General features: G+C 34.1%; 17 protein-coding genes. 9 read left to right on the top strand and 8 right to left on the bottom strand.

What is annotated here, in order from left to right; all coding sequences use genetic code 11:
• The first annotated feature begins 349 nt into the window (after positions 1-349).
• The 4 genes from IRZ83_RS01195 (at position 350) to IRZ83_RS01210 (ending at position 5,347) form a co-directional block, all read left to right on the top strand.
• On the top strand, positions 350-1,111 hold the full coding sequence (locus IRZ83_RS01195) for a LytR/AlgR family response regulator transcription factor (protein ID WP_194566243.1): 762 nt from the start codon (positions 350-352) through the stop codon (positions 1,109-1,111).
• A gap of 33 nt (positions 1,112-1,144) precedes the next feature.
• Positions 1,145-3,445, top strand: coding sequence for a PAS domain S-box protein (locus IRZ83_RS01200; RefSeq protein WP_194566245.1), 2,301 nt, complete (start codon positions 1,145-1,147; stop codon positions 3,443-3,445).
• Positions 3,439-3,849 (top strand): response regulator, encoded by a 411-nt coding sequence (locus IRZ83_RS01205; protein ID WP_194566247.1) that lies wholly within the window; start codon positions 3,439-3,441, stop codon positions 3,847-3,849. Before IRZ83_RS01200 ends, IRZ83_RS01205 begins: the two co-directional genes overlap by 7 nt.
• Before the next feature lie 700 nt (positions 3,850-4,549).
• Complete coding sequence (locus tag IRZ83_RS01210; protein WP_194566249.1) at positions 4,550-5,347, top strand: T9SS type A sorting domain-containing protein; 798 nt, start codon at positions 4,550-4,552, stop codon at positions 5,345-5,347.
• Between the two features lie 529 nt (positions 5,348-5,876).
• Here the strand turns inward: IRZ83_RS01210 and IRZ83_RS01215 are convergent.
• A complete protein-coding gene (locus tag IRZ83_RS01215) occupies positions 5,877-6,260 on the bottom strand; it encodes a winged helix-turn-helix transcriptional regulator (RefSeq protein WP_029270080.1) in 384 nt (127 codons plus the stop codon).
• A gap of 76 nt (positions 6,261-6,336) precedes the next feature.
• Between IRZ83_RS01215 and IRZ83_RS01220 the strand changes: the two genes are divergently transcribed.
• Positions 6,337-6,963 carry an NAD(P)H-dependent oxidoreductase gene (locus IRZ83_RS01220; protein WP_194566251.1) on the top strand — a complete coding sequence of 209 codons (627 nt, stop codon included), beginning with the start codon at positions 6,337-6,339 and terminating at the stop codon, positions 6,961-6,963.
• A 78-nt stretch (positions 6,964-7,041) separates the two neighbouring features.
• On the opposite strand, the gene IRZ83_RS01225 is transcribed toward IRZ83_RS01220, so the two are convergent.
• The 7 genes from IRZ83_RS01225 to IRZ83_RS01255 all read right to left on the bottom strand — a co-directional run bounded on the left by IRZ83_RS01225 (position 7,042) and on the right by IRZ83_RS01255 (position 12,806).
• Entirely contained in the window at positions 7,042-7,521 is a 480-nt protein-coding gene (locus tag IRZ83_RS01225) for a DUF1203 domain-containing protein (protein ID WP_194566253.1), read from the bottom strand.
• A 260-nt stretch (positions 7,522-7,781) separates the two neighbouring features.
• A complete protein-coding gene (locus IRZ83_RS01230) occupies positions 7,782-8,225 on the bottom strand; it encodes a nuclear transport factor 2 family protein (RefSeq protein WP_194566255.1) in 444 nt (147 codons plus the stop codon).
• Between the two features lie 105 nt (positions 8,226-8,330).
• The gene (locus tag IRZ83_RS01235) at positions 8,331-9,347 is read right to left on the bottom strand and encodes a VOC family protein (RefSeq protein WP_194566257.1); all 1,017 of its coding nucleotides are present in this window, start codon (positions 9,345-9,347) and stop codon (positions 8,331-8,333) included.
• A 49-nt stretch (positions 9,348-9,396) separates the two neighbouring features.
• On the bottom strand, positions 9,397-10,254 hold the full coding sequence (locus IRZ83_RS01240) for an SDR family oxidoreductase (protein WP_194566259.1): 858 nt from the start codon (positions 10,252-10,254) through the stop codon (positions 9,397-9,399).
• A 164-nt stretch (positions 10,255-10,418) separates the two neighbouring features.
• On the bottom strand, positions 10,419-10,997 hold the full coding sequence (locus IRZ83_RS01245; RefSeq protein ID WP_194566261.1) for a Crp/Fnr family transcriptional regulator: 579 nt from the start codon (positions 10,995-10,997) through the stop codon (positions 10,419-10,421).
• 305 nt (positions 10,998-11,302) lie between these two features.
• The gene (locus tag IRZ83_RS01250; RefSeq protein ID WP_228520642.1) at positions 11,303-11,725 is read right to left on the bottom strand and encodes a DUF2141 domain-containing protein; all 423 of its coding nucleotides are present in this window, start codon (positions 11,723-11,725) and stop codon (positions 11,303-11,305) included.
• A gap of 19 nt (positions 11,726-11,744) precedes the next feature.
• Positions 11,745-12,806, bottom strand: coding sequence for an NAD-dependent epimerase/dehydratase family protein (locus IRZ83_RS01255; protein ID WP_194566264.1), 1,062 nt, complete (start codon positions 12,804-12,806; stop codon positions 11,745-11,747).
• Between the two features lie 217 nt (positions 12,807-13,023).
• Here IRZ83_RS01255 and IRZ83_RS01260 point away from each other — a divergent pair, with 217 nt between their 5' ends.
• The 4 genes from IRZ83_RS01260 (at position 13,024) to IRZ83_RS01275 (ending at position 18,882) form a co-directional block, all read left to right on the top strand.
• Complete coding sequence (locus tag IRZ83_RS01260; RefSeq protein WP_194566265.1) at positions 13,024-13,572, top strand: TetR/AcrR family transcriptional regulator; 549 nt, start codon at positions 13,024-13,026, stop codon at positions 13,570-13,572.
• 588 nt (positions 13,573-14,160) lie between these two features.
• Positions 14,161-15,909 (top strand): amidohydrolase, encoded by a 1,749-nt coding sequence (locus IRZ83_RS01265; RefSeq protein WP_194566266.1) that lies wholly within the window; start codon positions 14,161-14,163, stop codon positions 15,907-15,909.
• A 169-nt stretch (positions 15,910-16,078) separates the two neighbouring features.
• A complete protein-coding gene (locus tag IRZ83_RS01270) occupies positions 16,079-17,104 on the top strand; it encodes a DUF1214 domain-containing protein (protein WP_194566267.1) in 1,026 nt (341 codons plus the stop codon).
• 38 nt (positions 17,105-17,142) lie between these two features.
• Positions 17,143-18,882, top strand: coding sequence for an amidohydrolase (locus IRZ83_RS01275; RefSeq protein WP_228515047.1), 1,740 nt, complete (start codon positions 17,143-17,145; stop codon positions 18,880-18,882).
• Position 18,883: the final 1 nt, after the last annotated feature.

Consider the following 18,883-nt stretch of genomic DNA (forward strand, 5'->3'; position numbering starts at 1 on the left):
ACAATTAAAAATGCCATTTTCAATTTCTCCAGAACAGCAATGCCCCCACGCTATTGACGGATTGACAATAACCAGTACCGTTAGATTTTGATGGTTTTGTTACGCTGTCTAGTTTAAAAATAGCAGCGATGCATCCTTACACGCCAATTTAAAACACTTATACTCCTATTTGTCCATTTATTACTTTTCGGCAAATCCGATAATCAAATTGCAAAAGTTGTACGAAATGTTCTGTACTTTATCTTTTAAAATACAACAGCTGCTGTATCAGCAAACAATTAACAATCAATATATTCATTTCTAAGTTTCGGAACTAAATTTTTGAATTGATAAATAAAGCAAAAAAACGATGACCCCTATTAATGCCATAATCATATCTGAAGAACAAGAAACTTTTCAAATCTTAAAAAAATTTGAGGAAGAAAACGTCATGATTATTGAGATAATTGGTAACGCTGATTGTATAAAAGACGGCATAATTTTAATAAAAGAGAAAAAACCAGACCTTATCCTTTTAGATATTGTTTTTAAAGACAATCTGTTTTTTGAAATGCTTGAACAATTAGAATTCAGCATTCCCAAACTTGTATTTATATCCGCAAATAAGGATTACGCTGTTAAAGCCTTTAAACATGATGCAGTTGATTTTTTACTGAAACCAATTGATTTTAATTCGATAATAATGGCTGTTTATAAAGTAATTAAAAGAAGGGAAATGGAACGCTCTTATCAGCATCAAAAAATTAACAATATAAATATTTCAAACACTGTTAATCAAAAAAATGACTATGTTGCCGTTGCATCTTTAGAAAAAATAGAACTCATACTAATGTCAGAAATTACTTTTTGCAAGGCAGATGGAAAGTATACCGTTTTTATACTGTCTAACGGAACCAAAGTAATGTCAAGTAGAAATCTGGGTGAATACTGCAACATTTTGGATAACAGTTATTTTTTCAGAATACATCATTCTTATATTATCAATCTTCGGCATATTGCTAAAATTTCAAAAAAAGATGGTTATTTCTGCGAACTTTCGAATGGATTAATTTTACCTGTTGCCAAAAGACGGCAAGATGACTTTAATAAATTTATAAAACTTAAAGACTAAAAATAGTTTAAGTTAACTTCAATAACTAGGAAAATGAAGACCGATAATATTTCAGAAAGCAACGCTGCAAAAGAGAAAAATAATAATGCCCCTTATTATTTTGAAGAACCTTTACATGATCTGTGTAAAATTTTAGATTTTTCGATGGATCTGATCTGCTCTTATGACGAAGAGGGAAGATTTGTATGGGTAAATAAAGCTTCAAAACATATTTTAGGCTATAAACCGGAAGAATTAATTGGTGAAAAATGCAGTAATTTTATATTTCATGATGATGATATTCCGAAAAATGAAACTATTGAATTTAGAAGCGAGGCATGCTTACCTATACTTGAAAAAAAGTTCATACACAAAAACACCAATATTATTTATCTGCAATGGTCTACTGTAAGGGATGATGTTAAAAAATTATGCTATTGCATCGGCAGAGATATTACTGAGAAAAAAAAAATTGAAAAGGCATTTGAAATTGAAAGGCTTCAATTCTTTAATATATATTCACAGGCACCTTCCTATATGGGAATTTTAAATGGTCCCAACCATGTTTATGAATTGGCAAATGAACTCTACCTGCAATTAATTGATAAGAGGGATATTATCGGGAAGCCCGTAAAAGAAGTTTTACCGGAACTTGAAACGCAGGGGATTTTTGAAATTTTAGATAATGTATATCAAACAGGCGAAAGCTTTTGTGCTAATGAAATGCCCATAACATTTGATCGCTATAGCGACGGGAAACTAAAAGATGTTTACTTAAATTTTATTTTTCAGGCACGCAGGGATGCCAATAATATTATTGATGGAATATTTATTTTTGGCAATGATGTAACAGAACAGGTTTTATCGCGAAAAAAAATTGAACAAAGCGAAAAAATGTATAAAGATCTAATCCATAAACTGCCGGTTGCCACCTGCTCCTGCGATGCTGAAGGACGGATAGTGCTCTATAATAAAGCTGCAGCAGCATTATGGGGCAGAGAGCCTGAATTAGGAAAAGATTTATGGTATACTTCATGGAATAATAATGATAATAAAAAAAAGCACGCTGCGCTTCTGAACTTATGTTCGTTGGCCGCTGCACTAAAAGAAGGGGATCCAATCCTTAGTAAGGAAATAATTATAGAACGCCCCAATGGAGATAAGCGCAATGTATTGCCGCACCCAGTTCCGTTTCACAATGCTGATGGCGAGGTAACAGGAGCCGTTATTGTACTTTCTGATATTACAGAAATGAAACTGGCACAAAAAGAACTGAGAAGAAGTGAAAAAAAATACAGGTATCTTTTTGACAACAATCCAATGCCAATGTGGATTATTGATTTAGCCTCTTTTAAATTTCTGGATGTAAATAAAATGGCAATTCTGCAATACGGATACAGCCGTGAAGAATTCCTTTCTATGACTGCTTTGGACATACGCCCAAATGATGATAAAATTCATTTCATAAAATCGAGTGATATTTCAAATATTAATGAATCGAATTACAATAGGGGAATTTGGAATCATATAAAAAAAGATGGAACTATTGTTCCGGTTGAAATTATTGCCCATAATATTGTCTATGAAGGAACTGCCGCAAGATTAATTCTTTCTAATGACATCTCTGATCGCAAAAAAGCAGAAACAAATCTGGAAAAAAGAAACCGGGAGCTTATCAAAACCAATGCAGAACTGGATCGATTTGTATATAGTGTGTCACACGATCTGCGTTCCCCCCTAACTTCTATTCTTGGTCTGATCTCTTTTATTGAAACAGAAAGCAGGGAAATTGACACCCTTAAGCATGCCGAACTGATACGGATCAGTATCAATCGTCTGGATGACTTTATAAAAAATATTTTAAGTTATTCGCGAAATAACCGTACAGGGCTTGAAGTGGTAGCTATGCCCATAAATGAAATGATACATGACACAGTAGATTCGCTTCAAAGAATGAAAGAAGCAAAAGGAATTCGTTTTTATATTGAAATCAAGGAACAAAAACCTTTTTACACAGACAGGCTGCGATTTACAACTATTCTAAAAAATCTAATTTCCAATGCCATAAAATATCATAAAAAAGAGGAAGCTGATCGATTTGTAAAAATATTTGGACATTCAGATCATGAAAATCTTCACTTTTCAATAGAGGATAACGGGATAGGAATTGATCCGGCATATCATAAAAAAATATTTGAAATGTTTTTTCGTCTTTCAGGCAAAGACGGCTCAGGCATTGGCTTATATATCGTTAAAGATGCAGTAGAAATATTACAGGGCTCCATAGAAGTACAGTCAGAAAAAGGTACTGGAACCAAATTTAATATCACGCTAAAAAATTTGAAACCATGTTAAAAGAACTAGACCCAAAATTTGAAACAGTTATGATTATTGATGATAACCTGGTAGATTTATATATTATCTCACGTATGGTCACTAAGAATAATTTTGGAAAAAATGTGCTGCATTATACCGAAGCACAAGAAGCCATGAAATATCTACAGGAGAATCAGGAAAATATTTCAAAATTACCTCAAATAATTTTTGTGGATATCTACATGCCTTTAATGTCCGGATTTGAATTTCTGGAAGCATATGATACATTATCAACTAATTTGAAAAATTATTGCAAAACCTATATCGTATCCTCAACAATAGACAATGAAGATATTGCTCAATCAAACAATAATAAGAATGTGGTTGCTTTTCATGTTAAACCGATAACCAAAGAATTCCTCGACCGAATTATTAATGAATAGTTACTAAAAGTATTAAATGCAATAATAAAATAACCCAAATCAGGATTTTATACTTCAGCACTCTGCTGGCAATATCGTAGTGATCTTAAAAATTACTACAATTGCTGTTTTTTAACTGTGGTCAAGTTATAACACAGCCTGAGTTCTTAACTCTTACAAGCTTTATTCAAGAATTTGGCAGGATTTTAATACTTCATTCATTCTAGTTTATCTTTCATTTAATGGTACAATTGGCCGCACTAGCTGCTCTTTTAAAAATTCACAATAATTCACCTTCATCTGTAGCATTATTTAAGCCCTGTTAGTTTTCATCTTTATCGATTTCCTGGATATACGGTTATTCTATATAGCTGTCAGTTATTACTTCTCCCTTTTAATTTAAAGCGCATTGCTTTTAATTTGTTCAAGCTCTTACAAAACATTGCTTTACAAATCTGCCAATTTTTTTTCGAGTAATAAACTGTAATCCCAATAATGAAAAAACTAGCTTTCAAATCAATTTTTTTTATTCCCATAATAACCCGAGCAACAAATCTGCCTGCTCCCGATTTACCCGATGAATCAGTTACATCTCCTATTGACTCAACGATTTTTTACTATTTACAGCAGATGTCGTATTTAGTGCTATAGCATTTTCAAAAAATGAGAGCCTTTAATTTTAAAGTGCGATATAAGTATTATAATTTAACCAAAAGAAAATATGAAAAAATCTTTACTATTACTATCTATTTTGCTTTCTTTTCAAAGTTTTTCCCAAATACATCTTGGTGTCAATTATGATGGACCACCTCCTCCGCCTCCTCTAATACCTTATATTAAACTCAATACTATAATAAACAATGAGTTTACACGACAGCTAAAATTAGTTTTTGATTCTGAAGCAACAGACGGCGTAGATGGCGGTATTGATGTAAAAAATATAGATGTAGATTTTCCTCAGGACATTTCTTTCTGGATTGAAAATGAAGATTACATAATTCAGGGACTTAATTTTAATTTATCTAGAAAAATTCCGCTTTCGGCAAAAGCAGCTGTGAGTACAAAATTTAATTTTTATATCTCTGAAACTGATGGTTTTGATGATACACAGCCAATTTATATATACGATGCACTTGATATGTCTTATCATGATATTAGAAACACACCATATCAGGTTGTAGTTAAACCTGGAAAAGATACAGGACGATTTAAAATAAGTTTTACTAATAATAATGGCACACTGGCAACAAATAATGTAGTCAGAAGTATTTTTTTTATTAGTCAGGACAATAAAAGCCAGATTTTAAATGCCACAAATCCAAATAATGAAATTATTAAATCATTTGGACTTTATGATATTCTTGGAAAATCTGTTATTTCAAAAGATAATTTAGGGGCCGAACAAAACTTTAGTTTTTCAACTTCAGGATTAAGTGCTGGAGTATACATTGTAATATTCATGACGGCCGATAATGCAAAAATAACTCAGAAAATCATTATTTCTAATTCTGGTAATTAAAATTTGCTATTAATTTCTTACAGACAATTTTTAAAAATATGCAGTAAATATTAAACTGATATCAGCTCAACAAAATAATAGAATTATATTAATATTATTTTTCTTCTTTCTAAAATCTATAGGAAATGGCCCAAAGCGCTGCTTTTAACAGAAGCTGGAAACCCGGAGATGTTGAAGAAGTGAAATAAAAAATATAGAAGCTATTCAAAAATAATTGTACAATGATAATGATATGAATGATGTCTCGTGAAATGAACAAATTTTAACATTTAACCCTTACGATACATACAAACCGCTTAAAAACAAAAACTTAAAATAATTATCTTACAATTCAATTGAAAAATAAGCCAATTTCTTTAAATCGTTCATAAAATGGTTTGTAAATTGTAAAGTAGACGTCACAATAAAATCCCATTTCTTACGAAGTGGGATTTTTTTTATGTCTTTTCTTTACTGTTCAAATTATTTTAAATATTTAAGCTTTTAGTATTATCACTTTTCCGTAAGTGTCCACGACTTAAAATCCAGCTCATTCCTTTTTCATTGTAGAAATGATACGTTCTCTGTGAATGAATCCCCATTCTGCAATAGTATTGGTAAGGTCTTTGAGCGAATTACCATAATCTGTAATCCGGTATTCTACGGCGACAGGTGCAGTGTTTAACACTATACGCTCAATTAATTCATTCATTTCCAAATCCTTCAATTCGCGGCTAAGAACTTTACCGGAAATACCCTTTACTTCCCTCAGCAATTCAGAGTAGCGCATGGGCTTATAACACAGACACGCAATTATCGACATTTTCCATTTTCCATTTAAAATGTCCATTGTATCACTAATCGCCAATATTTTATGGCTGCAACTTTTTATTGGATCGAAATTTTCCTTCATATCATAAACGTGGTTACTCATTTGTCACTATAACTTTTTGTCACTTGGTTACAAATGTACACATCATTATTATAGCTTTGCAGTAAAAATTATAAAAATGGAATTAATCAATAATTTAAAATGGCGCTATGCTGTTAAAAAGTATTCAGAAGAGTTGATCAGTGAAAATAAGATTGACCAAATTATCGAAGCCATCAACCTGACTGCATCTTCTTGCGGGATACAGCCTTATCGCCTGATTGTGATAACTAATCCGGGAATAAGACAAAAACTGGCTGAAGGTTCTTTCAATTTACAAATCCAGGCTTCTTCTCATTTACTCGTCTTTGCCGCATTTAACAGCATAACAAACGAATACATTGCAGATTATGTAGCAATGATGGAAGAACAACGCAATTTGGAAATTGGAGCGCTTAACGATTTCAGAGATGTTCTGATCTCTCATTTTTCAACCCAAACTCCTGAACAAAATGCGGTATGGTCGAGCAAACAGACTTATATTGGCTTAGGAACTGCCTTAATTGCAGCTGCTGAACTTAAAGTAGATGCAACTCCTATGGAAGGTTTTAATCCGGAAATATTTAATGAAATTTTAGGTTTGACAGAAAAAAATCTTCACGCTTCAGTGATTATTTCTCTTGGATATCGAGATGCTGCAAACGACTATCTGGCATCGATGTCAAAAGTTCGTCTTCCAATTGACGAATTCTCAACTAAACTATGATAATTTAAATTATTATTTCATGAACAAGCTTATCACAGAAAAATCCCATTTCTACGAAATGGGATTTTTTTTATGGTTTTACACCCTTTCGATTTTACAAATAAAACAACAGGCTTCTGAATTTCTTGCGTGAAGATATTCCACATCGCTTTTTGTTTCAAAGATTTCGGCAATTAGTAAATCGATATCATTATCGACAACTAATTTAGTAAAAATCATTTTTTGTTCTTTGCTATAGCCAATTAGCGATAAAGGAAAATTTTCTTTATCTGCTTTTAATTCTGCGGGGAAATTATAAATATCCGAATATTGCTCAACTTCTTCTTTATTAATAAATATAGGGCCAGATTGATTAAAAGCATTGTTTTCTGAAAACGGACTATAAGCAAAAACCAAACGAACATCCTGACCTACACTAAATGGTTTCAACGAAATTCGGCATGGTCCTTTTCCTGTTGCTAATTGCTCATAAACTTGATTACCAAAATTATCAATATTTGTTTTCCGAATTTGGCTTACAAACTCTTTAGACAACGGAACAATTTTAAATTTTTTCATTTTTTTAATTTTTAAATCAAAACAAATTTATATTCTGTTCTTCTTATTAAAAATCCGTTTCTTGCTCAATTTCCCTCGATATCCATCAGGACATGCAGACCAAATTCATAAAACAATGGAAGATCTAAACTACATTTAGTAAGTCAATCTCTTCAAATCATCCATAAAATTTATAGAAATTTGTGCAGTCGAGGTCATAAACAGCAAAAAGGCGCCAATTGAAGACAATTGGCGCCTTTTTCGTTAAACTTCATTGTAAATCAGAAAATTCCTAACTGCCCTAAAAGAATAGTCCCTGCACTATAACAATGGAAAGATTTTATTCTGCCGTTTTCGATTTTGAAAACATCACAACACGGTACTTCTATTTTTTTTCCAGTGGGATCGATTATTCCTGACGAAAACTGTAGTGGTCCTCTATGGGTTCCATTTAAAGATAATTCTACCACTACAGTATTTTGATTGTCCAAAACATATAGTTCATATAATTCTCTGTGCATATCAGGAAAAGCTGCTGCATAAACATCTACTGTTTTTCCAATATCTTCACCATAATATTTAGTTCCCGCAGAGACATCCCAAAAATAACCGTCATCTGTAAAAAGTTCGACAAATGCTTTCGCATCCTGGCTTTCTGCCACACTGTAAAGTTTTCGAATTAATTTTTCGTTTTCTGAATTTGAATTTACTATTGAAGCTTTCATAATTGTTGTTTTTTATGTTTAGTATTTAAATATAAATTGACGTTTTTTCTTAAACAGTTCTGAATACAAAACCGTAAAGCTCACCGATAATTCTTATGGTTTGTTTTATTTTTTGATGTCAACAAAAACATATAGTTTGACCGCTTTTCCATTTTCGAAAACAAAAAGATCCATTCCGGTAACGGCATTAGGTTTTTCAGCAGGTCCATTCTGCCAATAAAGTCTTGCGGTATTCTGATTTACATCGATTGCTTTGACAGGCGAAAATTTAGAATTCAAACTTTTTTTCTGAAGATCTTCTACAAATTTGTTGATTTCCTGGTATCCAATAGCAGTAAAATGAGTATCAACCATCTGGATGTTCTCAGCATACACTTTTTTCATTAAATTGCTGCGCTTTTTAAGATCTTTTTCATTCCATATTGCAAGGTGTAATTCTACCAATGATTTGATTTCAGATTCAGAGATCATATTTGAATTCGGCTTATCAGTCCCTTTTTTTTCTATTTCTTTAGGTGACCAAAGAATTGCTGAAGGATTATTCTTTTCGTAACCTTTTCCATTCGGATAAGAAACCAGCTCCATTTTAGAACCCCAAGGTGTTTCAAAATAAACCCATGATTCTCCTGCCGTATCTCCAGATGGAGTTAAAAATGGTTCTCCTAATATTTTTACGCCTTTGGATTTCAAATATTTTACGGATTCACTTATATCAGCTGTATAAAAAGCAATATGAGAGGCTCCGATATCATCAGAATTAGGATGTACTTTACTGCCTTTATTGTCAGCGTAACTAAATACTTCAATACTTGCACCTGTTCCGGCATTTATCATCTTTATAGTAACAGCCCCAGTAGCAGGATTTATATGATTTGCTTCTTTCCAGCCAGCGTCCAACGGTATAGGTCCAAGTTGTGTTATGGGTTTAAAACCAAGTACCTCACTGAAAAATGTTATTCCCTGATTTAAATCCGGTACATTAATTCCAACATGATCGATTCCGATAATTCCTGCATTATTTTGAGCCTCCACTTTTTCTGCCGTTGAAAAGAAAAAAACGAGATTTAATAAAGCAACTGCAGAAGTTTGTATTTTTTGATTTGATTTATTACGTGTTTTCATGATTACTGTTTTTGATGTATTTATATATAATTTGATTTTTTGATCTTAATTAATTACTGTAAGCTGCTAACCATTTTGCTTTGATAGCTGCACGAGCTTCTATAAATTCCTTGTCAGTCCCTTTAGCGATCGCATCCAGCGGAAAACGAAGCGGTCTGTCTCCTTTTTTCATACTTACCAATTCTAGAATTCCGTCAGCAATGGTCTGGGGATTCATATCAAACTCAGCCATTTTACCAAACAACGCAGTCCCTAATGCATTAAATTTTTCCGACGCTGCTTCTCCATACTCCTCTATAATTTCAGCTTTATCTGCATGAATACCAGCTTTAGAACCGTTATTCATTTCTGTTGGATAAACTCCTGGCTGAATGCTCACATTCTCAATTCCGTAATCTCTTAGTTCATCCTGAAGACCTTCGGTAAAACTTTCAACTACCAGTTTTGATGCGATATAAGGGATCATAAAAGGAAGTGTATGACCGCTTGCTCCAGTAGTAATATTGATAATAAGACCATTTTTTTCTTTTCTCATTGCAGGAAGCACTGCTTGATACATACGAAGCACGCTGTAAACATTTACATCGAACATCCTGCGTACCTGATCAATTGAATATCCTTCCAGCAGACCAAAACCGCTTACTGCAGCATTATTGATAAGCACATCAATTTTTCCGTATTTAGTAAGCATTTTTTCTACAGCATTACTAACCGATCCATCATCTGTAATATCTATATCTACTACTTCAATGTTATGAATTTCACTTAATTCTTGTGCTGCTGCTGCATTTTTATCTTTTGTATTTCGCATTCCTGCAATTACTGAATGGCCGGCATTTGCTAATGTTATAGCTGTAAGTTTACCAAATCCTGAACTTGTACCGGTAATGAAAATTGTTTTTGACATGATTTCTAATTTTATATGTTTATAAAGTTTGTCCCTTTTGAACATTACAAAGTTGCGACAACTGCAAAACCTTTACATTGATTAGAAATAAGTAAAAACTTGATATAGATCAAGTGTTCTGCATGGGGCATAAAAAAAAGGAGCTTTAAGCTCCTTTCTTTTAATTATTTCTTTGCCGTCTGTTTCCGTATACGGCTTAATGTTTCTGGTGTCATGCCGAGATAAGATGCAATCATGGTCTGTGGTATGCGTGAAGCAAAACCAGGATATTTATTGATAAAGTTTAAATACTTTTCTTCTGCCGTAAAACTAAGTGATCCTTGAATTCTGTTTTGTGCTGCAATAAAACTTCTTTGCAAAATTACATTGATCATATTATTAAAAGCAGGTATTTCCCTGCAAAGCATTTCAAAATTTTCATGGGTAAACAATATAAGTTCACTATCTTCAATCGCGTCTATATTAAAACGTGACGGCTGCTGGAACATCAGGCTTTCTCTATCTCCTGTCCACCAATTTTCAATACTAAAGCTATTTACATGCTCACTTCCTTTTTCATCCACAGAATAAGTCCGAAGGCATCCCTGAGTAATAAATGCATCATATTTCCAAATATCCCCTTCCTGAAGAAGATACTGTCTTTTACGCAGTTTTTTTTCAATGGCAAAGGATTTAATATAAGCAGACTCTGATTCTGTCAGGGTTGTTTTATCGTCAAGATATTTTTGGAATATTTCATACATACAAATGTAAAATTATATAAAAGCTCTCTTATCGGCAAATTTATCTCAGCAGATATAATTCCAATTTTTGTCGATATTACGCTTTATAAAGATTTTTTTTAAAGTTCATTATATATTATCATATGACCAAAAAAGACATTAATCCCCTACACAACACTACATATGGTAAACTATTTCTTCAAATCATCCATAAAATTTATAGAAATTTTTCCAGTCGAGTTCACTAAAGCCAAAAGGAGCCAATTAAAGTCAATTGGCGCTTTTTTTTAACCAATCACACAATTAAAACTTACGTTTATGCTCTTCTATTTAATCAATACAATACTGGTTTTAGCATACTGGTTAACTGCAATTTTCACCTCGTCAAAATCAGGTGCTGAGAGTTTTGGTTTATAATTTTTAGAAAATCCAAATCCTTCTGTTGGATAACCAATCATATTTCTATCACATTTTCCGTTATTATTCAGGTCTTGATAAACAGCAATAGCATAATCGCCATCCGGCAGGTTTTTGAAGGTGTAAACCACTTTATTTTCTGTAGCTTTTACTTTTGCGGTGGCAATCTGTGACGCATTATCAAGAAAGCCTTTCTCTTTATCGTACAATCCAAAAAAAACAGATCCTTTGCCGGGTTCTACGCCTGATACTTCAACGCTGAAATTATGTTGTGCAAACAGTGCTGAATTAACTGTTAGAAGTATTATCAAGTTTATCATTTTAATTTTCATATGTAATATTTTTTAGGATTTACAATAGAACCTTTTCTAGCTTCTCTTTCTCTAATGGGTTAAAAAAGTGATTCATTTTTTTTACATTCCCTTTTTTAAACGCCTGATAGGGTTCTGATTGTGAGAGCAGCGATTTTTTTATAATACTTTTAAAAATGAAGGTGATTGCTTTTTGGAGAGGATGAATTTTCTGGCGGACCATCTCGAAATAATCGTTCAAATTTTGCTGTCTAAAACCTAGAATATTATCTAAATCTTCGCCATCTTTTAAAATCCCGCAGTGAAAATTTTTCTCTGCAAACGCCTTTTGTGGAAAATCAGCTTTGCCTAAGCCAAATTCAGCAAACATTTTGTCTAGAAAAGATCTATAAGTAATAACACAATCCTCTCCCCCTCCTAGGTTGAATATTTGGTTCTCTAGTTTTTTTTGGTTTCCAATTGCTTTAGCAAAAGCTCTGCCCGTATCTTTTGGCGTGCAGATTTCCATTGGTGTATCCAGCGGCATGTGAAACATCAATTTGGATATCTTATGGTTCCCCATAATTGCAGCGAGACGAAAAATACTCCACGATAATTTGGATTTCGCAATCAACGATTCACACAACACCTTTGTTTCTCCATACTGATCACCGGGACTGGGCTGCAAGATATCAGTGATACTTATCTCGGGATTCTTCATCCTGTCACCATAAACTGAAATACTGGAACTAAAAATCAAATAACAACCTGGTGAATTCTTCTCTAAAGCGTAAATAAGGTTTTCGGTTCCTCTCACATTGACACTGTAAGCCATCTCTGGATCTATATCGGCAAGAGGTGGAATGACCGCTGCCAAATGGATAGCTGCATCCTTATTTAGGGCAACTTTTAGCACTTCTTCTCTATTGCTGATGTCGCCGTATATAATCTCTACATGAGATCGAAAGGGAGCCAGTTTTTTTACCGAATTTTGGGTTTTTAAATCAAAAACCGTTATTTCATAATCCGTATGCTGAACCAGATGCTGCAAGGTTTCAAATCCTACAGTTCCAGATGCACCCGTCAGAAGTATTTTTTTTTTTCGTGAGATCTTATTTTCCATTTTTTTTACTTTAACATTTGTCCTTTTCAATCCGATTAAATCTTGATGAAAAAGTTACATTTGTTATACAATATGTTCATTATTTAACGTTGTGTTCTTTTTTGATTACTATGTAAATCTATTAAAGAAGAATGTATTTGCTGTTTCAAAAAAGGATGATACTGTACGTTAACGAACAAAGACTAATGCTTTTGTAGCGTATGTAAAATAATTTATGATGGATTTAAGAAAAGATAGAAGGGTTCAGTATACTAAAAAAATATTGCGTGAGGCATTATTTAGTTTGCTGCACGAGAGTGAATTGAGCGAAATTACCATAACCGAACTGTGTAAAACAGCCGATGTCAACCGCAATACATTTTATCGGCATTATAATATTCCGCTGGATATACTGCTTGAAATAGAAGATGATGTTTTTGAAAAACTCTCAGTGGTTTTGCGTAAAAGCACCAATATGGATGATGTGATATTGCTCAGCTGCCAGTTACTGGAAAGCGATAAGCAGATGAGTAAAATTGTCTTTACCAAAGCAGATGGAAGCGGAATTCTGTCGCGAATCTTGAGAAGTGTTCGCAATAATTTTCAAGTTGAAAATCAAATAGAACTTACTGACGAAATGAAGCCTTTTGCTGAAATGGCCTACCAATTTGGCGAAAAAGGAAGTATTGCTGTCATCAAAGATTGGATCGAAAATGATTTCTCTATTCCTGCTGAAAGTATTGCACAAATGATTAGTTATCTGGTAAATAAACTCAATAAATTATAGCAATTTTTATTAGCTACCAATTCCTAATAGAATCTGTCAAAGCAAACGAATGCAGACCTTTTTTACAAAAAGGTAAGGCGGTATCTTTTACATTAATTAAATATAGTAAAAAATATAAAAGTACATTTTGTGAAAATCAAAAATAAAACGATATCAATTTTCTCTCAATCCCCGACAGGACATCTAACCAAATTACCAAAGTCAATGAGAGTTAAAAACTATATATGGTAAGCCAATTGCTATCCTATTTACTATTGTTTTATTATCTCATCATCCGTTTCCATTTGTTGATTATTACCTGTTACCCCAACTGATGCAAAAACTGGTTTATTCATCCTGTTAATTTCTTGATTATTACCCCTAAACTAGTAAAGCAAATAATCCTGATCAAATTAAAAAGTGATACTAATCATATTTACACATAGTATAAATTCTTACTTTTAAACATAATTAGAATCGATTTTGGAGTAGCCAATAAAAACATTAATATATATTTCTGATTTTCAATTCATTTACTTTAATCGAACAGATATAAAATACCAAAATTTTCAATTATAAAAATTAAGCATAACATAATTTAGAAAACACATGAAAAACTTGATTTTATTGCTTGCTTTTTCCATAGTTATGGTCTCTTGCAGACAAGAAACAGCAAGAACTAATAATGCAGATAAACCTTCATCTATAAGCACAGTATATTACAACGGAGATATTCTAACCATGGAAGGCGAAAACGCTACTTACGCCGAAGCCGTAGTCGTAAAAGATGGGAAAATATTGTTTGTAGGCAAGAAAGACGAAGCCATGCGACAAGCCGCGGAAGGCCATAAGATGGTGAATTTGGAAGGCAAAACAATGATGCCTGGTCTTATAGACCCGCACTTGCATCCCAATCTTGGTGCTATGATTTTGAGCACTAAATTTGCTACACCTTTTGACTGGGTTTTTCCTTGGGGAAATGTCAAGGCCGTGAGAGGACATGAAGCATTCATATCCAAAGTAAAAGAATATGAAGCTGAGTTAAAAGAGCCTAAAGAACCTCTTGTGGTTTGGGGTTTTATGGAGCCTTTTCACGGAGACATTTCACGTAAGGAATTGGATGGAATTTCTACTACACGACCGATTATGATTTGGCAATATTCTGCTCATGTAATGTGGTTGAACACCGCTGGTTTGAAGTATTTGAATATTACCGAGAAGGAAACTGAAGGAAACAGCCAAATTGATTATGCTGCCGGAAAATTTGTAGAAGCTGGATTTTTCAATGTCGTTGTTCCGAAATGGGCACCGACCATTAGAAATGATGAAGTTATGAAGACCAATATGTTAAAACTTCGTGACCTTGTACATATGGGCGGACTAACTACCATTGGCGATATGGGTACAGGTTCATCAGGAGAACTTTGGGGCGATTTTAATTACATGAAGAATAATCTGGAAAACGATAAGACACCTTTCCGTATGCAATTTACCCCCGATGTAAATACATTGAACTTGGTAAATGGCGGTGATTTTGAAAAAACGTTTGCCGATGTAAAAGAGTTTGGCAAAAAAACTTCGCCACATATTATAATAGATCATGCCGTAAAACTTTATGCTGATGGTGCATTTTTTGGTCAGAATTTTCAAGTTTTACCTCCAGGATATTTGGACGGGCATAGCGGTGAATGGATTATGACCCCTGAAAATTTAAGTGAAGCCATGAAATTTTGGTGGAACAAAGGTTATCCTATCCATATTCATTGCAATGGCAGCATGGGATTAGAAACCATCTTAGACGAACTAGAAAAATTACAAAAAGAATTGCCACAATTAAAACAAAGACTCACCATAGAGCATTTTGGAGAATCTAAACCTGAAGAGTCTGCCCGTATTGCAAAATTAGGAGCGGTGGTGTCTGCTAATCCCTACTATCTCTATTCTATGGGTGATAAATATGCATCCAATACTGTTCTTGGCCAGCAAAGAGGTTCAGAAATGGTTCGTTTGGGCTCATTGGTTAAAAACAAAGTGAAGTTTGCCCTGCATTCCGATTTCACTATGGCTCCTATTCAGCCATTGCTCCTGGCTTGGATAGCAACTAATCGTGTAACGGCCGATGGAACTTTGATGGCGCCTCAAGAAAGAGTATCTGCTTATGATGCATTGAAAGGCATCACGATTAATGCGGCTAATTTAATGCAATTGGATAAAATTACGGGATCCATAAAAGTGGGTAAAAAAGCGGATTTCGTCATACTTGCTGAAAACCCTTTAAAGATAGACCCTATAAAAATGAAAGACATTAAAGTGTTAGAAACTGTCTTTGAAGGCAAATCATTTCCTTTAAAAGATTAGTTAACAGATTATTTAAATAATAATTTTTAATCATTTACATACAGATTTTTAATAAATTAAACAGTTAAATAGTATGAAAATCTTAACATCTATCCTTTTATCATCGTGCATAGTATTATTCACTAGTGTTTACAGCCAGAATACTAATAAAAGCAAAACAATTGAAAAATTGAGTCCCACAATAAACACCTTTAGCAAACCACCCAAAAAGAACACCGAAAAGCTGTTTGATCCAATTACCCTGCCCAATGGAAAACAAAAAATAACAATCGATAATTTTGTCCGCGCCGAAACTGATAACTATTTTAAAATCAGAACAAATGACGGATGCTTTGGTAAATTATGCCACAACAGCGGTCCGGCAGATGTTAATCATCAATCCATAATCCGTACCAATCGTGATACGAGGTATTCTTATGGGATTTTTGATCTCAGCTCACCCCTTACCATTACCATACCCAATACCAAAGGACGTTTTATATCGATGATGGTGATCAATGAAGATTCCTATATCCGGGTATTTTATGAACCGGGCAATTATACCTTGACCAGAGAAAATGTTGGTACCCGATTTATTCATATAACCGTCAGAACTTTGGCAGATCCGAATAGTTCTGAAGACAATAAAATAGTAACAGCAATACAAGGGTCAATTGTTGTCAAACAAGCAAATACGGGCAAGTTGGAAATTCCCGATTGGGATGAAGAGAGCCTTACAAAAACGCGTAATTTACTTTTGGCATTGGCCAAAGATTTACCTAACAGTAAAGCCGCTTTTGGCACAGAATGGGAAGTAACCCAAGTACGACAACTGTTAGGAACAGCGGGAGGTTACGGTGGAAATCAAGAAAAAGATGCTATTTATCTTAATTTAAATCCACCTAAAGATGATGGTGTAACTGCTTATACCCTGACTCTGAAAGATGTTCCTGTAGATGCTTTTTGGTCTGTTTCTTTATACAATGAAAAAGGATACTATGAAGTAAATAAATACAGTAGCTATAATTTCAATTCGATAACATCCAAGAAGAATCCTGATGGCAGCGTAACCATACATTTTGGAGGAGATCCCAACCAGCCAAATTTTTTATATATCATGAAGGGATGGAATTATATGATTCGACTGTACAGGCCTCGCAAAGAAATTTTGAATGGAACCTGGAAATGCCCAGAATTAGTAGAAGTAAAACAATAAAAACAAATGATTTATTCTTTTAATTAACTAATAAGCTTATGAAAAATTTAATCTTATCAATATTAGCATTTGCAATGTTGATGATCTCCTGTAAAAAAGACGAAAAACTGTTGACAGATCAAAGTCCTGCCAGCAAAGCTATCGTTTATTACAATGGGGACATCATTACCATGGAAGGAAAAAAGCCCACTTATGCCCAAGCGATTGTCGTTAAAGACGGAAAAATACTATTTGTAGGCAAGGAACAAGAAGCCATGAAGCAAGCAGGATCAGAACACATCATGATTGATTTGGAAGGAAAAACCATGCTTCCCGCATTTTTAGATGCCCATAGTCATTTTCTAAATGTCGGTTTTACCGCATCGGTTGCCAATCTACTTCCGCCTCCGGATGGTCCCGGTGCCGATTTTGCTTCAATTATCAATGCAATGAACCAATATAAAAATTCAGCAGACGGTAAAACGATGATTAAAAAATTCGGTTGGATTTTAGGTAATGGCTACGATGATTCCCAACTCAAAGAAGCGGACCACCCAAAAGCTGCTGATTTAGATAAAATAAGTACCACTGAACCCGTAGTTATCGTACATCAATCAGGACATTTAGGCGTACTTAACTCCTATGCAATGAAAATATTGGGCATCAATAAGGATACCAAAGACCCCGCGGGTGGAAAATATCGTAGAAATGCTGATGGGACGCCAAACGGCGTATTGGAAGAAGGTGCTTTTTTTGCCGTGCTATTCCCTATTTTAGGCAAAGGAGATGCAGAAGCTAATACTATGTTTATTGATAAAGCGCTCGTTGAGTATGCTAAAAATGGCTATTTAACGGTACAAGAAGGCAGGGCTACTTTACAGCAAATGTCACAGTTAGAAGATGGAGCAAACAGCAAAAAGTTCTATTTAGACATTGTTTCTTATCCTGATGTTGCGCTGGGTGTAGAAAAAATTATGAAAAGCCCTTATTACAGCCCCACACATCAATATAAAAATAAATACCGAATTGGCGGCGTAAAATTGACCTTGGATGGTTCGCCACAAGGTAAAACCGCATGGTTATCCCACCCTTACCATATTCCGCCTGCAGGTGAAAAAGCAGATTATAAAGGACAAGGCGTAATGACCGATCGACAGGCGGATGATTATGTAGCACTTGCCTTTAAAAATAAATGGCAGCTATTGTGCCACACCAATGGTGATGCTGCAATTGACCAATATTTAGAAGCGATTGATCTCGCGGAAAAAAAATACAATTATCCCGATCACAGAACGGTACTTATTCATGGACAAACATTGCGTAAAGATCAAATTCCGGAATTGGTCCGCCTAAAAGTGATTCCATCATTATTCCCAATGCACACTTTTTATTGGGGCGATTGGCATTTGACTTCGGTTTTGGGACATCCAAGAGCTGATTATATTTCGCCGATGAGAGATGCAATAGATGCAGGACTTATCACCACTTCTCACCATGATGCACCGGTTACTTTCCCGAATTCGATGCGAGTACTGGATGCAACGGTAAACAGAGTCACCAGAAGCGGAAAAATATTGGGACCAAACCAACGAATTACTCCTTACGAAGGATTAAAAACGCTGACAGAATGGGCTGCAATCCAATATTTCGAAGAAAACTCGAAGGGCACATTAACGAAAGGAAAGCTGGCCGATTTGGTGATTTTGGATAAAAATCCATTAAAAATAAATCCAATGGATATTAATACTATTCAAATTTTAGAATCCATCAAAGAAGGGAAAACTGTATTTAAAAATTAAA

The organism is Flavobacterium sp. JLP, assembly GCF_015350755.1.
GTDB lineage: Bacteria > Bacteroidota > Bacteroidia > Flavobacteriales > Flavobacteriaceae > Flavobacterium.

Bases quoted from the DNA above. Each gene is read 5' to 3' on its own strand.
- IRZ83_RS01195 (WP_194566243.1), top strand. From the start codon at position 350: ATGACCCCTATTAATGCCATAATCATATCTGAAGAACAAGAAACTTTT.
- IRZ83_RS01200 (WP_194566245.1), top strand. From the start codon at position 1,145: ATGAAGACCGATAATATTTCAGAAAGCAACGCTGCAAAAGAGAAAAAT.
- IRZ83_RS01205 (WP_194566247.1), top strand. From the start codon at position 3,439: ATGTTAAAAGAACTAGACCCAAAATTTGAAACAGTTATGATTATTGAT.
- IRZ83_RS01210 (WP_194566249.1), top strand. From the start codon at position 4,550: ATGAAAAAATCTTTACTATTACTATCTATTTTGCTTTCTTTTCAAAGT.
- IRZ83_RS01215 (WP_029270080.1), bottom strand. From the start codon at position 6,260: ATGAGTAACCACGTTTATGATATGAAGGAAAATTTCGATCCAATAAAA.
- IRZ83_RS01220 (WP_194566251.1), top strand. From the start codon at position 6,337: ATGGAATTAATCAATAATTTAAAATGGCGCTATGCTGTTAAAAAGTAT.
- IRZ83_RS01225 (WP_194566253.1), bottom strand. From the start codon at position 7,521: ATGAAAAAATTTAAAATTGTTCCGTTGTCTAAAGAGTTTGTAAGCCAA.
- IRZ83_RS01230 (WP_194566255.1), bottom strand. From the start codon at position 8,225: ATGAAAGCTTCAATAGTAAATTCAAATTCAGAAAACGAAAAATTAATT.
- IRZ83_RS01235 (WP_194566257.1), bottom strand. From the start codon at position 9,347: ATGAAAACACGTAATAAATCAAATCAAAAAATACAAACTTCTGCAGTT.
- IRZ83_RS01240 (WP_194566259.1), bottom strand. From the start codon at position 10,254: ATGTCAAAAACAATTTTCATTACCGGTACAAGTTCAGGATTTGGTAAA.
- IRZ83_RS01245 (WP_194566261.1), bottom strand. From the start codon at position 10,997: ATGTATGAAATATTCCAAAAATATCTTGACGATAAAACAACCCTGACA.
- IRZ83_RS01250 (WP_228520642.1), bottom strand. From the start codon at position 11,725: ATGAAAATTAAAATGATAAACTTGATAATACTTCTAACAGTTAATTCA.
- IRZ83_RS01255 (WP_194566264.1), bottom strand. From the start codon at position 12,806: ATGGAAAATAAGATCTCACGAAAAAAAAAAATACTTCTGACGGGTGCA.
- IRZ83_RS01260 (WP_194566265.1), top strand. From the start codon at position 13,024: ATGGATTTAAGAAAAGATAGAAGGGTTCAGTATACTAAAAAAATATTG.
- IRZ83_RS01265 (WP_194566266.1), top strand. From the start codon at position 14,161: ATGAAAAACTTGATTTTATTGCTTGCTTTTTCCATAGTTATGGTCTCT.
- IRZ83_RS01275 (WP_228515047.1), top strand. From the start codon at position 17,143: ATGAAAAATTTAATCTTATCAATATTAGCATTTGCAATGTTGATGATC.